This is a genomic window from Stenotrophomonas sp. (assembly GCF_059505245.1).
Genome location: NZ_JCACKF010000048.1, coordinates 1 through 17061 on the forward strand (window position 1 = coordinate 1; position 17061 = coordinate 17061).

Below are 17061 nucleotides of genomic sequence, written 5' to 3' on the forward strand. Positions count from 1 at the left end.
TGGGGGCTTGGCCGCGGCATCCATGCCGCGGACACCCCCGCAACCGGACCCACCCCGCCTTCGGCAGTTTCACGCGGCGGGTGGTGGGTGCCGACCGTTGGTCGGCACGGATCTCGCTCTGGTAGCTGTCGACCTTGGTCGACACGGCTTTTGTAGCGTCGAGCCGTGCTCGACTGCTTCTGGCCTCAAGCCAGGTAGACCTGCCCGTCGCGCACGTCCATCGGCACCGCGCGCAGGCGGTCGCCCTTGCACGGGCCGGCGATGCAGTCGCCACTGTCCAGCGCGAACGACGCGCCATGCGCGGCGCACACCAGGTGGCCCTCGCGGCTCTTCAGGAACTGCCCCGGCGCCCAGTCCAGGCGGCGGCCGGCATGCGGGCAGATGTTCAGGAATGCGCGCACCTGCGCGCCGTCGCGGTACAGCACCAGCGATTCGGCATCGCCATCGACCACCGCTTCGACCTCGGCAAACGCGCCATCGGCAATGGCATCCAGGGCGATCAGGGCAGCAGCGGCAGTCATGGCGAAGGCTCGTACGGTAAACCCGCATTGTCGCATGCCCACTCAGGTGACTGGCTGCGACATGAACACAAGTCATTGATCCGTAATAAGCACAGGCTATATTTAACGAGTTTTTCACTCAATGACAGTGGCGCGTCCCGATACTCTGGTTTCGCTGATCCCAGCCTATCGAGCCGCCATGTTCAATCGCGCATCCGCCTTCAACCAGTTCCGCACCCTGTTCGCGCCGCGCAAGCCGCGCCACCCGCTGGTGCGCGTTGCCGTGGGCCTGCTTGGCCTGGCGATCCTGGCCGCGATGGTGTTCATCGGTGTGTTCGTCGGTGCGGCGATGATCCTGGTCGGCCTGGCGTGGAAGCTGCTGGCCTCGCGCAAGCCGGGTGTTGCCCGTCCGGTCGACCCGACCGTGGTCGAAGGCGAGTACCGCGTGGTACGCAAGCCGGTGTTGCCGGCCTCGCGCTGATCCACTTCCTGCGCGCCCGCTGACGGCGGGCGCCATGCGTTCTAGACTGCGGGCACGCTCTTCCTGGATGCCCGCATGTCCGATGTCTCCGATGTGATCCCTGCCGTAGCCCTGCCGCGTGTGCCGGTAGCCGGTGGTGGCAGTTTCCCCGTGCACCGCATCTACTGCGTCGGCCGCAACTTTGCCGACCACGCCCGCGAAATGGGTGCGGCAGTGCCCGCGGCCGATGACCGTGGCCGCCCGATGTTCTTCAGCAAGCCGGCCGATGCGATCGTGGTCGGCCACGACGATGCAATCCCCTACCCGCCAGCGACCGCCAACCTGCACCACGAAGTGGAGCTGGTGGTGGCGATCGGCCGCGATGCGCCCGCCGGCGAGCTGGCCGTGGCCGACGCCGACGCACTGGTCTACGGCTATGCCGTCGGCCTGGACCTGACCCGCCGCGACCTGCAGGCCGCCGCCAAGGACAAGGGCCACCCGTGGGACGCGGCCAAGGGCTTCGATGCCTCCGCGCCGATCAGCGAAATCGTCCACGCCGAGGAAGTCGGCGACCTGGCCGCGCTGAACCTGTCGCTGGAGGTCAACGGCGAGGTGCGCCAGCAGGCTCTGCTCGACCAGATGATCTGGAACGTGCCGGAGATCCTGCATGAGCTGTCCAAGCTGTGGCAGCTGCGTGCCGGCGACCTGGTGTTCATGGGCACGCCGTCCGGCGTGGCCGCGCTCAAGCCCGGCGACCGCTTCAGCGCGCGCCTGGAAAACGTGGCCGAGCGCCACGGCGTGATCGCCGGCTGACATCACCTGCGCTACCCTGCGCGCTGTCCACTTCCCCACCGGAGAAAAACAACAATGGGAATGCTCACCGAGTTCAAGGAATTCGCGATGCGCGGCAACGTCATCGACCTCGCCGTCGGCGTGGTGATCGGCGCGGCCTTCGGCAAGATCGTGACCGCACTGGTCGAGAAGATCATCATGCCACCGCTGGGCTACCTGATCGGCCGCGTGGACTTCTCCAGCCTGGCCTGGACGCTGTCGCCAGCCCGGCTCGGACCGGATGGCAAGGAGATCCCGGCGGTGGTGGTTGGCTACGGCGACTTCATCAACACCGTCATCCAGTTCGTGATCGTGGCTTTCGCGATCTTCATCGTGGTCAAGGCGATCAACCGCCTGTCGCGCAAGAAGGAAGCGGCACCGGCGGCGCCGGCCGAAGAAGTGGTGCTGCTGCGCGAGATCCGCGACAGCCTGAAGAAGTAAGGGTACCGGGCGCCTATGGGCGCCCCTCCCACCTGTAGAGCCGAGCCCACGCTCGGCTGATCTGCAAAAGGCAGCCGAGCATGGGCTCGGCTCTACAGAAGCAGGCGAAAGCCCCGCTCCGGCGGGGCTTTCGCTTTGCTGCATCTGGCGGAAAACAGCATCCGCGCCAGCCATGACCTCCCGCCCATGCGCCGGGCTGAACGACTGTTAAGCTCCAAGGCTTAGGTCCCTTCCCGGAGTTGTCCATGCGTCGCCGCGTCCTTGCCATCGCATCCTCCCTCGCCCTGTTGGCCGCCCCGGCCTTCGCGGCACCGCGCACCACCACCCTGCCCCCCGCCTCGCTGGCGACCGCCGCGCAGCTGCGCGACCAGGCGCTGGCCGATGACACCGGCTGGAAGGTGGTCGAGTCGCTCACCACCGAGATTGGTCCGCGCATCGCCGGCAGCGAAGCCGATGCCCGCGCCGTTGCCTGGGCCGAAGCCAAGTTCAAGGCCCTGGGCTTCGACAAGGTCTGGAAGGAGCCGGTGACGTTCCCGAAATGGGAGCGCCGCAGCGAACACGCCGCCGTGACCGGCAGGAACCCGCAGCCGCTGCAGATCACCGCACTGGGCGGCAGCCCGGGTGGCACCGTGGAAGCCGAGGTGGTGCGCTTCGCCGATCTGGCCGCGCTGCAGGCCGCACCGGCAGGTTCGCTGAAGGGCAAGATCGCCTTCGTCGATTACCAGATGCTGCCCTTCCGCGATGGCCGCGATTACGGCCGCGGCGGTGCGATCCGCAGCAAGGGCCCATCCGAAGCCATCCGCAAGGGCGCGGTCGGCTTCCTGATGCGCTCGGCCGGTACCGACTCGCACCGCGTGCCGCACACCGGCATCACCCGTTTCGATGACGGCCTGACCCCGGTGCCGTCGGCCGCGCTGTCGGTGCCCGATGCCGACCAGCTGGCCCGCCTGCTGGCGCGTGGCAGCACCACAGTGAAGGTGGCACTGGATTGCGGCTGGGACGGCACCGCCACCTCGTACAACGTGATCGGCGAGATCACCGGCCGCAGCCTGCCGAAGGAAGTGGTGGTGATCGGTGGTCACCTGGATTCGTGGGACCTGGGCACCGGCGCCGTGGATGACGGCGCGGGCGTGGGCATCACGATGGCCGCCGGCCACCTGATCGGCCAGCTCAAGCAGGCACCGAAGCGCACCATCCGCGTGATCGCCTTCGCCAACGAGGAACAGGGCCTCTACGGCGGCAAGGCCTATGCCGAAGCGCACGCGAAGGACGTGGCCCTGCACCAGCTGGCCGCCGAGAGCGACTTCGGCGCAGGCCGCATCTACGCCTTCAATACTGGTTCACCGAATCCGGAAGGCTCGCGTGAAGCGACGAAGCAGATTGCCGAAGTAATGAAGCCGCTGGGCATCGAGTATCAGGCCGACAAGGGTGGCCCGGGCCCGGACGTCGGCCCGCTGGCCGCCAAGGGCGGTGCGTGGGCGTGGCTGGCGCAGGACGGCTCGGACTACTTCCACCTGCACCACACCGCCGACGACACGCTGGACAAGATCGACCCGAAGGCACTGGCGCAGAACGTGGCCGCGTATACGGTGTTCGCCTACCTGGCGGCGGAAGCCGACGGCAGCTTCGGCAGCGAGGCCAAGGCGACCACGCCGCCGAACGAGTGATGCGCTGGCGCCGGGCCATGCCCGGCGAGTGCAGCGGGAAGAGCGGTGCGAACCGAGGTTCGCACCCACCGGGCAATGGCGTGGGTCAGAGCCCTCGCCTTGGCGAGGGATCTGACCCCGATCCTGTCAGCCTTCCCACACGCTCGTGTTGCGCACGCCCAGCAGTTTCGGGTTGAACAGCGGATCCTTGCCGGCCTGGCGATGCTGCTCGTAGTCGCGCAGTGCGGCCAGGGCAGGCCTTTGCAACAGCAGGATGGCGATGATGTTCAGCCAGCTCATCAGGCCGACGCCGATGTCGCCCAGCGACCAGGCCACCGTTGCACTGTTCACCGCCGAGTAGCCGGTTGCCGCCAGGAACAGCAGCTGGAAGCCGCCCATCACCCAGGGCGTCGGCCGATCACGGCACAGATAGCTGACGTTGGTCTCGGCCATGTAATACAGCGCCAGGATGGTGGTGAACGCAAACGGCAGGATCGCCAGCGCCACGAACGAACGGCCGAAACCCGGCAGCGTCGATTCCACCGCGTGCTGCACGAAGCGTGGCCCGGCTTCGACACCCGGCAGATTGCCCAGCAGCAGGCGCGCCTCATCCGGAATACCGTTCACCGCCGGGTCGTAGACGTTGTACAGGCCGGTGGACAGGATCAGGAAGGCGGTCGCACTGCACACCACCATTGTGTCGATGTAGACCGAGAACGACTGCACCAGGCCCTGCTTGACCGGATGCGAGACTTCCGCGGCGGCGGCCGGATGCGCACCACTGCCCATGCCGGCCTCGTTGGACAGCACGCCACGGCGCACGCCCCACTGGATGGCGGTGCCGATCATCGCGCCGAACGCCGCATCCACGCCGAATGCACTGCGCAGCACCAGCATGATCACCTCCGGCACCCTGTCCGCGTTGAGCACCATCACCAGCGCCGCGACCAGCAGGTAGGCCACGGCCATCAGCGGCACCACCCATTCGGCCACGCGCGCAATGCGCCGCACACCGCCGATGAGGATGGCACCCAGCACCACCAGCAGAACCGCCGTGGTGGTCATCACCGGCACGTCCCAGGCTTCGTTCACCGCACTGGTGATCGCATTGGACTGCGTGCCGGCCAGCATCGCGCCCGCCAGCACCGTCACCAATGCGAACAGCACTGCATACCAACGTTGGCCGAGGCCTTTTTCGATGTAGTACGCCGGGCCACCCCGGTATTGTCCTTTGCCGTCGCGCTCCTTGTAGATCTGCGCGAGCGTGGACTCGATGAAGGCGCTCGAGGCGCCGAGGAAGGCGACGATCCACATCCAGAAGATCGCGCCGGGCCCGCCGAAGGCGATGGCCATGGCGACGCCGGCGATGTTGCCCACGCCCACGCGGCTGGACAGCGAAAGGGACAACGCCTGGAACGGCGACACGCCGGCATCGGAGCGCTCATGGCGGAACATCAGGCGCAGCATGTCCGGCAATGCACGCAGCTGGATGAAGCGCGTGCGGACGCTGAAGTACAGGCCGGTGAGCAGGCACAGCACCACCAGGTAGGGGCTCCAGACGACGCCAAGGATCGCGTTGACGATGGATTCGATGTTCATCGGCGGCCCCTCAGAAGAACATGCCCAGGGCGACCTGGGGGCTGATGATGCGGCCGGTGTTGCGGCCGGCCACGCTGAACTCGACGCCGGCGATCAGGCCCAGTGACGGGCTGAAGTGGTACTCCACGGCCGGCGCCAGGGTGACGCTGCGGCTGGCCGGGCGATGCTCGTCGATGCGTTCGAAACCACCGCTGGCGTTGCGCGCGAAACCCCTCAGGCGCTGGCCGGTCTCGCGGCTGGCGGCCACTTCCATCACGCCCACCCAGCGCGGATTGAAGCTGTACTCGGCGCCGACCGACAGGCCCAGCACCGACCCCCGGGAGATGTGCCCCTGGAAGCTGTCGTCGGTGCCGTAGACGCTGGCCCCGGAGATCGCCGTCCGCGACGGCGCAGGCCCGGCGCTGAGCTGGGCACGCCAGCGCAGCGGGCGGTCGTTACCCAGCCAGACCACCTGCTGCACGCCCAATGCGGCAGTGGTGCGCTGCACACCGTCGCCCTGCGCATCGAGCGGATTGCCGGTGATGCGGTCATGGCTGCCGGTGCTGAAGCGCTGCACCAGCGCGACCGAGATGGCCGGACGCGTGCCATCGGCATTGGGCGCCTGCAACAGGTACTGCAGGCGCGCGGTGGTGTCACCGGCACGGAAACCACTGCTGCGCGCGCCGCCCTGTTCGGCACGCGATGCACTGAGATTGACCTGCCCCATCACCCGGTCGCTGAAGCCGTAGATGATCGGTACCACCGTTGCCCATGCGCCGCTGCGTTGCCCACTGCGGCGGCGATGGCCGCCATCGTCGTAATGATCGCGGCTGTCGATCCGCACCAGATAGGGTTCGATGTACCAGTTGCCCTGCGGCAGGCCAGCCGGGTTGGGGGTGATCAGCGGCCCGGTGAAGTTGACGCCGTCCAGGCTGCGTTCGCTGGCTGCGGCACGGCCGTTGGCAAGGACGCTGGTCAGGACCAGCAATGCGATGAGGATACAGCGTGGGTGATGCATGGCAGCCTCTTCTGGACAACGTGGGATGGAGTTCCACCCTGCGTTGCCGGAAGCGGCTGACCAATAAGGAAACTTTCAAAACATCATGCGCGCTTGACGCAATTACGGACCCTGGAAGGGGTCAGAGCCCTCGCCTGCGGCGAGGGATCCGACCCGGGATACCGGATCAGCCGCGGCGGCTCGCCCACTGCGCCAGCAGTACCGCCGTGGCCGAGGCCACGTTCAGGCTCTCCACCGCGCCGCTGCCGGGAATCGAGACCTGCTGGTCGCACGCTCCCGCCAGGCTGCGGTCCATGCCCTCGCCTTCGGCGCCCATCACATACACCAGGCGGGCCGGCAGCGAGGTGCGGAACACGTCGTCACCGCCCTCCACCAGGGTCGCCGCCAGGCCGAAGCCGGCCGCACGCAGCTGCGTCATCGCCTGGGCGGTCTCCGGCAGCTGCACCAGCGGCACCGCTTCTGCACCGCCCTCGGCCACGCGCGCGGCGGCACCGGACAGCGCCAGCGTGCTGCCGGCCGGCAGCAGCAGCGCCTTGGCGCCGAAGTGTGCGGCCGAGCGCAGGATCGCACCGAGGTTGTGCGGGTTGCCCACGCCATCAAGCCACAGCGCCAGCGCCGGGCCGTCGCCGACCTGCTCCAGCCACTGCGCCAGCGGCAGCGCCGGTGCGCGCAGCACATCGGCCACCACGCCTTCGTGGTGGGTGGTGCCGGCAAGCTTGTTCAGATCGCCGTCTTCAACCACGCGATACCCCACGCGGTTGGCCACGCACCACTTCAGCAGCGGCTGCAGGCGCGGAATGCGCGCCTCCAGCAGGTACAGCTTGCGCAGCGCCTGTGGCCGCGCTTCGAACGCGGCCAGCACGGCATTCAGGCCGTACAGGCGCAGCTCGTCGCTGCCACCGCGCCCACCACCGCCCGTGGCCGGCACCTCCGGGCGCGGCAACGGCGTTGCGCGCGGCGGACGGGCGGACGGGCGGCGGTTGTTCCAGGGGTTGTTCACTTACACACTCTCCTGCTTGCGCTGGCGCCAGAAATCGGCGTTCTTGATGCCCAGGGCATCAGGGTCGAACACCGGATCCAGGCCCAGCTTCTTCTGTCGTTCGTAGTCACGCAGGGCCAGCATCGCCGGCTTCTGGATGATGAGGATGGCAATGATGTTCAGCCAGGCCATCAGGCCGACGCCGATGTCACCCAGCGCCCAGGCCAGGGTCGCATTATGGAACGCGCCGAACACCACCATGCCGATGATGCCCAGGCGCAGCACCAGCACGGTCAGCGGGCGCTTCCTGTTGTGGTTCACATAGCTGAGGTTGGTCTCGGCCATGTAGTAGTACGCCATGATGGTGGTGAAGGCGAAGAAGAAGATGGCGATCGACACGAACGCCGAACCCCAGCCCGGCAGCACCGCTTCCACGCCGGCCTGGGCGTAGCCCGCACCTTCGGGAATACCGGCCAGGCCCTGGAAGATCGGCGCGGCGCCCTCCACCGGCGAGTACACGTTGTAGGTACCACTGGCCAGGATCAGGAACGCGGTGGCGGTGCACACCATCATGGTGTCGAAGTAGATCGCGAAGGCCTGCACGTAGCCCTGCTTGGCCGGGTGCGAGACTTCCGAGGCGGCCGCTGCATGCGGGCCCGAGCCCTGGCCGGCTTCGTTGGCATAGATGCCGCGCTTGATGCCCCACTCCACCGCCAGGCCCATCATCGCGCCGAACGCGGCGTGGGTACCGAAGGCGCTGCTGAAGATGATGTTGAACATCTCCGGCACGCGGTCGTAGTTGATGATCATGATGACGATGGCCATCAGGATGAAACCGGCGGCCATGAACGGCACCACCACTTCGGCGAAGTTGGCGATGCGCTTGACGCCACCGAAGATCACCACGCCCAGCAGCAGCGCCACCACGATGCCGATGCCCAGCTTCAGCGCCTGCACCGATTCCATGCCGAAGGCCTGGCCATCGAGCGAACCGCACAGCGCGGTGCCACGGCAGGCGTTGATGATGCTGTCGGCAATGGCGTTGGCCTGTACGCCCGGCATCAGGAAGCCGGCGGCGATGATCGTGGCGATGGCGAAGGCCAGCGCGTACCACTTCAGGCCCATGGCCTTTTCGATGTAGTACGCCGGGCCACCGCGGTAGCGGCCTTCGGCGTCCTTGGTCTTGTAGATCTGCGCCAGGGTGCATTCCACATACGACGTGGACGCGCCGAGGAAGCCCATCACCCACATCCAGAAGATCGCACCGGGGCCGCCGAAGGCGATGGCCGTAGCCACGCCGGCGATGTTGCCGATGCCCATGCGGCCGGCCATCGACATGGCCAGGGCCTGGAACGAGGACACGCCGGCGTCGGATTTCTCACCCTTGACGGTGAGGCGGCACATCTCGAAGAAGCCACGGATCTGCATGAAGCGCGTGCGCAGGCTGAAGAACAGGCCGGCGCCCAGGCACACGAAGATCAGTGCCTTGCTCCAGATGATGCTGTTGATGAAGTGTACGGTTGCTTCCACGCGCGCTCTCTCCAGTCGGCGGGTTGTAAGGACGTCCCGTCGGCTGGAAGGGACCGGTCGATTCTCCCTGATCGCAGGCCGCTGCGGTAGCGCTGTCTTGTAGAGCCGAGCCCATGCTCGGCTTGGCCCCCCGAGGGCAGCCGAGCATGGGCTCGGCTCTACAGCGGCCAGCCCGCGTGTTCAGGGCAGCTGGGTGCGTACCCGGGCGAAACGGCGAAGGTCGTGCAGCACGCCGCGCTTGTAGACCGCGCAGCGCTCCACGCCCTCCTCCTGGAAGCCGTTCTTCTCCAGCACCCGCGCAGAGCCGAGGTTGAAGTCGACGACCGAGGCCTGCAGCCTGAACAGGCGCAGCTCGTCCATCACCCACGGTGCGAACAGCCCGACCACACGGGTCATCACGCCGTGCCCCCAATAGGCCTGGCCCAGCCAGTAGCCCAGTTCGGCGGTGTGCCCACGCTCGGCCATGCCCTGCTGGGCAGCGACGCTGCCGCAGGCCTGGCCGTCGATCTCGATGGCCAGATTCAGGGTTCCGGGGGCCAGCACGCGGCCGGCGAGAAAGGCCTCGCCATCGGTGCGCGTGTACGGATACGGGAAACGGTCGCGCAGGCCGCGCGACACCTCGGGATCGTTGGCGTGGCGCAGCAGCGATTCCAGATCATCCGGGCGCCAGGGGCGCAGCTGGAAGCCGTCGCCTCGAAGTGGCGTCAGAGCCCTTTCCCTTTGGGAAAGGGGTCCGACCCCGTCAGCGAGGGACCCGATCCCGTCGGTGTGCCGGTCAGGCATGGCCGCCCACCGACGGCGATTCCGCTTCCTGCTTCTCCAGCTCGCGCTTCACCGCTTCCGGCGAACGGGTGTACGGGGCAAGCCGCGCGTAGAACGCCGGCACCACGAACAGCGACAGGAAGGTCGAGAGGGTCACGCCGAAGATGATCACGATGCCGATCGTGCCACGGCTGGCCGAACCGGGACCACCGGCCACCACCAGCGGAATGGCGCCGACCACGGTGGCGATCGAGGTCATCAGGATCGGGCGCAGGCGCACCATCGCCGATTCAATGATCGCCTCGCGCACGCTGCGCCCATCGTCGCGCAGCTGGTTGGCGAATTCGACGATGAGGATGCCGTTCTTCGCGGCCAGGCCAACCAGCATCACGATGCCGATCTGGCTGAACAGGTTCACCGTACCGCCACTCACCCACAACCCGACCAGCGCGCCGAGCACGCCCAGCGGCACGGTCAGCATGATGGTGAGCGGGTGGATGAAGCTCTCGAACTGCGCGGCCAGCACCAGGTAGACCACCAGCAGGGCCATGGCGAAAGTGAGCAGCACGGCGCCACCGGCGCTCTGGTACTCGCGCGATTCACCCTTCCAGTTCACCTGCGCGTACTGCGGCAGCTCTTCCTGGGCCACGTTCTGCGCCCAGGCAATGGCCTCGCCCAGCGGATAGCCCGGCGCCAGGCCGGCACTGATGGTGATCGAGCGCAGGCGGTTGAAGCGGTTCAGGGTGCCGGCCTCGGCCACTTCGCTCAACGTGACCAGGTTGGACAGCGGCACCAGCTCGCCAGAGGTGGCGCGCACGCGGATCGCGGCCAGGTCGGCCGGGCTGGCGCGACCGTCACGTCCGGCCTGCACCAGCACGTCGTACTCCTCGCCGTTGTCGACGAAGGTGGTGACGCGGCGCGAGCCCATCATGGTTTCCAGCGCCGAACCGATCGCGGTGACCGGCACGCCGAGATCGGCCGCACGCTGGCGGTCGATGTTGACCCGCATCTGCGGCCGGGTTTCCTTGTAGTCCGAGTCGGGGCCGACCAGGCCGGGGTTGTCGGCCATGCGCAGCAGGATGCGGTCGCGCCACTGCGCGATCTCCGCGTATTCCGGCCCACCCAGCACGATCTGGAACGGCTGCCCGCCGCTGCGCACCAGGCCGCCACCGACCTGGGTACGCACACGCACGCCGCGGATGGTGTCCAGTTCCTTCTGCAGTTCGTTGGCCACGTCCGGCGTAGCCTCGCTGCGCTGGCGCCACGGCTGCAGGAAGATGCTGACGCGGCCGGTATGCATTTCCTCGCTGGCACCGAAGCCACCGGGCACGCGCGGGTTGGCACGCACGATCGGCTTGTCCGGGCCGACATGCGGGGCCAGCAGCGCCTCCACCTGCTGCACCTGCTGCACGGTGTAGTCGTAGCCGGCGCCTTCCGGGCCGTCGATCATGATCTGGAACGAACCGCGGTCTTCGGCCGGCGCCAGTTCCGAGGGCAGCAGCTTGAGCAGGCCCCAGCTGGCGACCAGCGCGGCCACCATCACCAGCAGGTAGATCCAGGTGCGGTCGACATGGTGATCGAGCACCCGCCCATAGGCACCCGCGAGGCGTTCCAGGTTGCGGTTGATGAAGCCGTGCAGGCCACGTGGCGCCTGCCCGGTGTGCGGCTTGAGCAGCTTGGAGGCCATCATCGGCGTCAGTGTGAGCGCCACGAACGCGGACAACGCCACGGCGGCGGCCAGCGCCACTGCCAGCTCGCGGAACAGGCGCCCGGTGTTGCCTTCCAGGAAGCCGACCGGCAGGAACACTGCCACCAGCACGGCGGTGGTGGCGATCACCGCGAAGGCGACCTGCGCGGTGCCGCGCTTGGAGGCCACCAGCGGTGGCTCACCCAGGTCGATGCGGCGCTGCACGTTCTCCACCACCACGATCGCATCGTCCACCACCAGGCCGATGCACAGCACCAGCGCCAGCAGGGTCAGCAGGTTGATCGAGAAATCGAACGCGTACAGCGCGATGAACGCCGCGACCAGGCAGACCGGCACCGTCACCGCCGGGATCAACGCGGCGCGGAAACTGCCGAGGAACAGCCAGATCACCGCCAGCACCAGGATCATCGCTTCCACCAGCGTGGCGTAGACGCGGTCCACCGCCGCTTCGATGAAGGTGGTGTTGTCGAAGGCGACGAAGATCTGCGTGCCCTTGGGCAGGGTCAGCGCCACCCGCTCGGCTTCAGCGCGCGCGGTACGCGCCACGTCCAGCGAGTTGGCCGTGGAGGTCTTGACGATGCCCAAGCCGATGCCCGGTTCGCCGTTGCTGCGGTAGTACGCGCGGCGTTCGGCCGAGGCCAGCTCGATCTTCGCCACGTCGCCCATGCGCACCACGTAACCGTCGCGGCCCTTGCCCAGCGGGATGGTCGCGAAGTCTTCGGGCTTGATGTAGTTGCGCTCAACGCGCAGGGTGAAATCACGGTCGGTCGACTCGATGCGGCCGGCCGGCAGCTCCACGTTCTCGTTGCGCAGCGCGGTTTCCACGTCGCCGGTGGTCAGCCCGCGTGCGGCCAGCTGGTCCCGGTCCAGCCAGATCCGCATCGCATAGCGCTGGCGGCCGCCGATGCGGACCTGGGCCACGCCATCGAGGCTGGAAAAGCGATCGACCACGTAACGGTCGGCGTAGTCGCTCAGCTCCAGCGTGTCCATGGTCGAGGAGACCATGTTGAACCAGATGATGGGGTCGGCATCGCTTTCGACCTTGGCGATCTCCGGTGGCCGCGCCTCTTCCGGCATGCGGTCGGCCACGCGGCTGACCGCATCGCGCACGTCGTTGGCCGCCGCTTCGATATCGCGGTTGGAGGTGAACTCGATGCTGACCTGCGAGCGGCCGTTGGTGCTGCGCGCATTGATCGTATCGATGCCTTCGATGCCGGCCAGCGCATCTTCCAGCACCTGGGTGATGCGGCTTTCAATGACCGCCGCCGAGGCGCCGGTGTAGTCCACCGAGACCGAGACGATCGGCGGGTCGATGGCCGGCAGTTCGCGCAGGGTCAGGCGGGTGAAGGACATCACGCCCAGCACCAGCAGCAACAGGCTCATCACCACGGCGAACACCGGCCGCTGGATGGAGATGTCGGACAGCTTCATCCGCCGTGGCCCTCGGCCGCGGCCGGCGCAGCGTCTTCAGCGGGCTTTGCACCACTGGCGGGCGCTGCGTCCTTGGCGGCAACCTTCAGGCCCGGACGCAGCTTGCCGGTGCCATCGACCACGATGCGCTGGCCCGCTTCCAGACCCTGCCTGATCTCGACCACGCCGGCACGGCGCGCGCCGGTCACCACGTCCACACGCTCGACGCTGTCGTCAGCCTTGATGCGGTACACGAAGGTATCGCGACCGACCTGCACCACGGCGATTTCCGGAATCACCAGCGCCGGGCGCTCGGGGCGGAACAGGCGCACGTCCAGCAGCATGCCAGGACGCAGCGCATGGTCGCCGTTGGCAAAGTCGGCGCGCACGGTCACGGCACGGGTGGCCGGGTCGATGCGCGCATCGATGGTGCTGACCACGCCCTCGAAGGTGCGGCCCGGCCAGGCCACGCTGGTGGCGCTGACCTTGTCACCGACGCCCAGCGCAGCCAGTTCCACTTCAGGCACCTGGAAATCGATGTGCATGTGCTCGATGTCATCGAGCGTGGCGATGACCGTGGTCGGGGTCACCAGCGAGCCAGGGCTGACCTGGCGGATGCCGAGCACGCCGGCGAACGGCGCGCGCACACGGCGATCACCGATGTCTGCCTGCATCTGCATCACGCGCGCTTCGGCGGCATCGCGGATCGACTTCTGCGTATCCAGCGTGGCGCTGGACACCAGCCGCTGGGCGGCCAGCTCGCGCTGGCGCTTGTACAGCTGATCGGCTTCATGGAAGGTCGCCTGCGCCTGCACCAGTGCGGCCTCCTGGGCCTGCCCACGCAGGGTCACGATCGGCGCACCGGCAGCAATGTGCTGGCCGCTTTCGAAATGCACTTTCTCGACGATTTCGCTGACCTTGGCGGTCACGCTGATCGATTCGCGCGCCTTGGCCGTGCCAAGCGCCTGCAGGGTGTCGCTCCACTGACGGGACTGCACGACCTGCGCAGTGACCGGCACCGCTTCTCCCTGCCGACGCGCGGCGGCCTCCTGTTTGCCTGCGCACCCGGCCAGCACGGCCAGGCTGAGGCCAAGGGCCAGGGTCGAAGCGATACGAGCCAACATGAACGGTCCAAATTGATCCACGGCCGCCGAGTGTAGGCAAGTGCCCCTGAAAGCGGTATGTGCCAAGCGTTTACCGGCGTGGAACCAGGGCTGCGATAGCGCCTTGAACCCATTCCGTGCAAGGCTGCCATGGGCAGTGTCGGCGTGTATCGGGGTGTATCCCGTCGTGCATCACCGGGTCAGTCATCGTAGAGTCGAAGCTGCCCGACGGAGGGCGTCGGGCGGGGACGGATCCTGGCGGGGATCCGGCCCCGTTTTTTTTTACACCCGGCGGATCAATACCGGTAGTTCAGCTTCATCCACACGCTGCGCCCCGGCTCGTTGATGCGCACCGGGTCGGCCGGGAACCCGAAGTCGGCGCTGCCGGCCAGGTTCAGGTGCTCGCTGTAGGCGCGGTCGAACAGGTTGTCGACGCCTGCGCTGAGCTGCAGCTGCGAACCGAAACGGTACGCCGCGTTAAGCGCGAAGGTGGCAAAGCCCGCGCTCGGCCCGAGATCCTGTGCGACCACGTTGCCCTGGCCATCTGCGACACGATGCTGGTGGGTCACCGCGCGCAGCAGCGCACCGGCGCTCCAGCGCTGGCCTTCCCAGTTCGCACTCAGGCGCGCTTCCAACGGCGGCATCTGCGGCAGCGGACGCTGCTGGTCGCGGTTCTCGCCCCAGGCATAGGCCAGCGTGCCACCCAGCTTCCACTGTTCGGCCACGCTCACTTCCAGCCCCGCCTCGGCACCGGCGATGCGCGCATCGACGTTGCTGGCCTGGCTCATCCCCATCGCGCCGCTGCGGTGGTAGGTGAACAGAATGTAGTCCTGGATCTGCCCGGCGTACGCCGAGACCCAGGCCTGCACGCGCGGTCCCTTGTACTGCAGGCCAGCGTCGAGCTGGGTGGTGCGCTCGGGCTGGATGCCGGCAAACGCGTTCACCGCATCGGCCGGGCCGTGGTCGGGCGAGAACAGCTCCCAGTAGTCGGGCATGCGTTCACTGTGGCCGAGGCCGGCGTACCAGGTCAGGCCGTCGGCCAGGTCCTGCTCGTAGCGCAGGAAGCCACTGCCGAGCCATTCCTTGCGACGCTGGCCCGCAGTCGGATTGGGCATGTTGCCCATCATTCCGCGGAGCGACTGCCGCTCGTCGCGCACGCTGGCGCGATCGATGCGCAGGCCGCTGATCCAACGCTGATCGGTGCCGGCGCCGAGGGTCAATTCGGTGAACACGCCATAGCGGCGGAAGTGGGCATCGATCTCCCACGCCACCTGGCGATAGGTGCCGCGGCCCATGCCCATGCGCCCACGATGGCGGCTGTCTTCGCCGTCCACGCCCGCCACCAGCTGCACGTCCTGCCAGCGCCACTCGGAACTGACCCGGCCGCCCTGGGTACGGCGATCCACGTTCGAAGCCATCGGCATCGGCATCCTGCTGTTCGGGTTCGGCGCACGCAGCGTGTAGTTGTCCATCACGTGATCGGCCTCGTTGTAGTACACGTTGGCCTGCACCGTGTCCCACGCACCCGGCAGGTTGCGCTTCTCGAAGCGCGCGGCATAGCTGGTGCGTTCGAACGCGGCCCCGTCCATGCCGCGTCCCGCATAGCGTGCGATCGCATCTCCGGCACCGGCAGAAATTTCCAGCAGCGTGTCGGCATCCGGCGTCCAGCCGATCGCCACGTCACCGTTCCACTTGCGCCACTTCGATGGCACCACATCGCCGTGGCCGTCCTTGTAGTCATCGGCTTCGGAACGATTGCCACTGGCGCGCACATAGCCGGTCGGGTTGCCCAGGGTCAGGTCGAGCACCTGGTCGTTGCGGTTGCGCGAACCGACCAGCGCACTGGCATCGGCACGCAGGCCCGGCTCTTCGAAGCGCGGTGTATCGCGCTCGAAGCGTACGGTGCCAGCCGAGGCACCTGCGCCCCAGCGCACGCTCTGCGGGCCCTTGATGATGGTCAGCCGGTCGAAGCTCTCCGGCGCGATGTAGGACAGCGGATTGTCCATGCGCGACGGGCAGGCACCGATCAGGTTGCCGTCATTGCTGAGGATGTTCAGGCGCGAACCGAACATGCCGCGCAGCACCGGGTCACCGTTGGTGCCACCGTTGCGGATGGCGGAGAAACCGGGAACGGTCTTCAGGTAATCGGCGCCATCACTGGCGGGTACCGGCTGCCGCGGCAGGCGTGGGTCGGTCACCCAGTGCAGTGGCGAGGACGGTGCGGCAGCGGTGACCACCAGGGTGTCGAGGGTACGCGCCTCTTCGGCGGGCGCGGCATGGGCGAGCGTTGCAGCTACGGCCAGGCCAAGGGCAACCGGCAGGCGCGCACAGGCGCCCGCGGGGCGGGAAGTCATTTTCATCGGAACAGCTCCAAGGTACGCACGCGCGCACGGCGCCCGGTCAGGCGTCGTGCGGCAGATTCGACAGGGACATCAGCGAACGATGGAGAAAGGCGGCGGCCCACGCGCGGCATGCGCCGGCCAGCACAGCGCGGGCAGCACCTGCCGCGACCAGGGGAACACCAGCCGCGGCCGCCACAACAGCGGCAACAGCAGCACCAGCACGGCCAGCCACGGCAGCAGGCGCATCGCCAGCACGCAGTATTCGCAGGCTTCGCCGTGCATGGCGTGGGGATCGGCCGGTGGGGTCGGATCCCTCTGCCCATGCAGAGGGCTCTGACCCAATCCGGCGCCATCGTGATGCATGTGCGCGTGGTCCATGCCGGCCATCGCAGCGTGGTCCATCGGCTGCGCATGCAGCGCGCGGCTGACCAGCGGCGCAAGCACCATCAGCAGCGTCGCCAGGACGGCAAGCTGGAGCAGAAGGCGCTGCGGGCGGGACAGCCGGGTCATCCCGCTAGTGTAGAGCCGGGTCCAGGGTTGCCCGTGCGACGAACCGTCGCAGGAGGGGTTTATCGGCAGGGCTGCGCCCTGCACCTGCAGAGGCCACGTCCACGGCAAGAGCCGAAGCAACAGCAAAAGCGGGTTCCTGTGGGTAGGCGGGGTGGGTCCGGTTGCGGGAGACGCCGTAAACCCATCCATGGGGGCTTGGCCGCGGCATCCATGCCGCGGACACTCCCGCAACCGGACCCACCC

14 protein-coding genes are annotated in these 17061 nt (G+C 67.8%); 4 read left to right on the forward strand and 10 right to left on the reverse strand.

Annotated elements, in window-relative coordinates:
- Positions 1-185: 185 nt before the first annotated feature.
- Positions 186-521, reverse strand: coding sequence for a Rieske (2Fe-2S) protein (locus AC5JLE_RS19055; protein ID WP_049440406.1), 336 nt, complete (start codon positions 519-521; stop codon positions 186-188).
- A gap of 178 nt (positions 522-699) precedes the next feature.
- On the opposite strand from AC5JLE_RS19055, the gene AC5JLE_RS19060 reads away from it, so the two are divergent.
- The 4 genes from AC5JLE_RS19060 (at position 700) to AC5JLE_RS19075 (ending at position 3899) form a co-directional block, all read left to right on the forward strand.
- Entirely contained in the window at positions 700-981 is a 282-nt protein-coding gene (locus tag AC5JLE_RS19060) for a hypothetical protein (RefSeq protein WP_005410817.1), read from the forward strand.
- 75 nt (positions 982-1056) lie between these two features.
- Positions 1057-1773 (forward strand): fumarylacetoacetate hydrolase family protein, encoded by a 717-nt coding sequence (locus AC5JLE_RS19065; RefSeq protein WP_019660190.1) that lies wholly within the window; start codon positions 1057-1059, stop codon positions 1771-1773.
- A 54-nt stretch (positions 1774-1827) separates the two neighbouring features.
- Entirely contained in the window at positions 1828-2232 is a 405-nt protein-coding gene (mscL, locus tag AC5JLE_RS19070; RefSeq protein WP_005418809.1) for a large-conductance mechanosensitive channel protein MscL, read from the forward strand.
- A 245-nt stretch (positions 2233-2477) separates the two neighbouring features.
- Positions 2478-3899 (forward strand): M28 family peptidase, encoded by a 1422-nt coding sequence (locus tag AC5JLE_RS19075; protein ID WP_032957185.1) that lies wholly within the window; start codon positions 2478-2480, stop codon positions 3897-3899.
- Positions 3900-4025: 126 nt separating this feature from the next.
- Here AC5JLE_RS19075 and AC5JLE_RS19080 read toward each other — a convergent pair whose 3' ends face one another.
- The 9 genes from AC5JLE_RS19080 to AC5JLE_RS19120 form a co-directional block, all read right to left on the reverse strand.
- Positions 4026-5477, reverse strand: a complete 1452-nt coding sequence (locus tag AC5JLE_RS19080) for an alanine/glycine:cation symporter family protein (protein ID WP_164110906.1) — start codon at positions 5475-5477, stop codon at positions 4026-4028.
- 10 nt (positions 5478-5487) lie between these two features.
- The gene (locus tag AC5JLE_RS19085; protein WP_049404925.1) at positions 5488-6474 is read right to left on the reverse strand and encodes a hypothetical protein; all 987 of its coding nucleotides are present in this window, start codon (positions 6472-6474) and stop codon (positions 5488-5490) included.
- 166 nt (positions 6475-6640) lie between these two features.
- A complete protein-coding gene (locus AC5JLE_RS19090; RefSeq protein ID WP_046432259.1) occupies positions 6641-7474 on the reverse strand; it encodes a TrmH family RNA methyltransferase in 834 nt (277 codons plus the stop codon).
- Positions 7475-8983: an alanine/glycine:cation symporter family protein gene (locus AC5JLE_RS19095; protein WP_164110907.1), complete on the reverse strand. Its 1509-nt coding sequence runs from the start codon at positions 8981-8983 to the stop codon at positions 7475-7477.
- A 180-nt stretch (positions 8984-9163) separates the two neighbouring features.
- Positions 9164-9766: a GNAT family N-acetyltransferase gene (locus tag AC5JLE_RS19100; protein ID WP_164110909.1), complete on the reverse strand. Its 603-nt coding sequence runs from the start codon at positions 9764-9766 to the stop codon at positions 9164-9166.
- Positions 9759-12884 (reverse strand): efflux RND transporter permease subunit, encoded by a 3126-nt coding sequence (locus tag AC5JLE_RS19105; RefSeq protein WP_014648225.1) that lies wholly within the window; start codon positions 12882-12884, stop codon positions 9759-9761. The genes AC5JLE_RS19100 and AC5JLE_RS19105 overlap by 8 nt, the downstream gene beginning before the upstream one ends.
- Positions 12881-13987 carry an efflux RND transporter periplasmic adaptor subunit gene (locus tag AC5JLE_RS19110; protein WP_032957171.1) on the reverse strand — a complete coding sequence of 369 codons (1107 nt, stop codon included), beginning with the start codon at positions 13985-13987 and terminating at the stop codon, positions 12881-12883. Before AC5JLE_RS19110 ends, AC5JLE_RS19105 begins: the two co-directional genes overlap by 4 nt.
- Positions 13988-14262: 275 nt before the next feature.
- Entirely contained in the window at positions 14263-16326 is a 2064-nt protein-coding gene (locus AC5JLE_RS19115; RefSeq protein WP_496065545.1) for a TonB-dependent copper receptor, read from the reverse strand.
- 72 nt (positions 16327-16398) lie between these two features.
- Complete coding sequence (locus AC5JLE_RS19120) at positions 16399-16818, reverse strand: DUF2946 family protein (RefSeq protein ID WP_496065546.1); 420 nt, start codon at positions 16816-16818, stop codon at positions 16399-16401.
- Positions 16819-17061 lie beyond the last annotated feature (243 nt).

Coding starts and splice junctions, on each gene's coding strand:
- AC5JLE_RS19055 (WP_049440406.1), bottom strand. CDS start 521: ATGACTGCCGCTGCTGCCCTGATCGCCCTGGATGCCATTGCCGATGGC.
- AC5JLE_RS19060 (WP_005410817.1), top strand. CDS start 700: ATGTTCAATCGCGCATCCGCCTTCAACCAGTTCCGCACCCTGTTCGCG.
- AC5JLE_RS19065 (WP_019660190.1), top strand. CDS start 1,057: ATGTCCGATGTCTCCGATGTGATCCCTGCCGTAGCCCTGCCGCGTGTG.
- mscL (WP_005418809.1), top strand. CDS start 1,828: ATGGGAATGCTCACCGAGTTCAAGGAATTCGCGATGCGCGGCAACGTC.
- AC5JLE_RS19075 (WP_032957185.1), top strand. CDS start 2,478: ATGCGTCGCCGCGTCCTTGCCATCGCATCCTCCCTCGCCCTGTTGGCC.
- AC5JLE_RS19080 (WP_164110906.1), bottom strand. CDS start 5,477: ATGAACATCGAATCCATCGTCAACGCGATCCTTGGCGTCGTCTGGAGC.
- AC5JLE_RS19085 (WP_049404925.1), bottom strand. CDS start 6,474: ATGCATCACCCACGCTGTATCCTCATCGCATTGCTGGTCCTGACCAGC.
- AC5JLE_RS19100 (WP_164110909.1), bottom strand. CDS start 9,766: ATGCCTGACCGGCACACCGACGGGATCGGGTCCCTCGCTGACGGGGTC.
- AC5JLE_RS19105 (WP_014648225.1), bottom strand. CDS start 12,884: ATGAAGCTGTCCGACATCTCCATCCAGCGGCCGGTGTTCGCCGTGGTG.
- AC5JLE_RS19110 (WP_032957171.1), bottom strand. CDS start 13,987: ATGTTGGCTCGTATCGCTTCGACCCTGGCCCTTGGCCTCAGCCTGGCC.
- AC5JLE_RS19115 (WP_496065545.1), bottom strand. CDS start 16,326: ATGAAAATGACTTCCCGCCCCGCGGGCGCCTGTGCGCGCCTGCCGGTT.
- AC5JLE_RS19120 (WP_496065546.1), bottom strand. CDS start 16,818: ATGACCCGGCTGTCCCGCCCGCAGCGCCTTCTGCTCCAGCTTGCCGTC.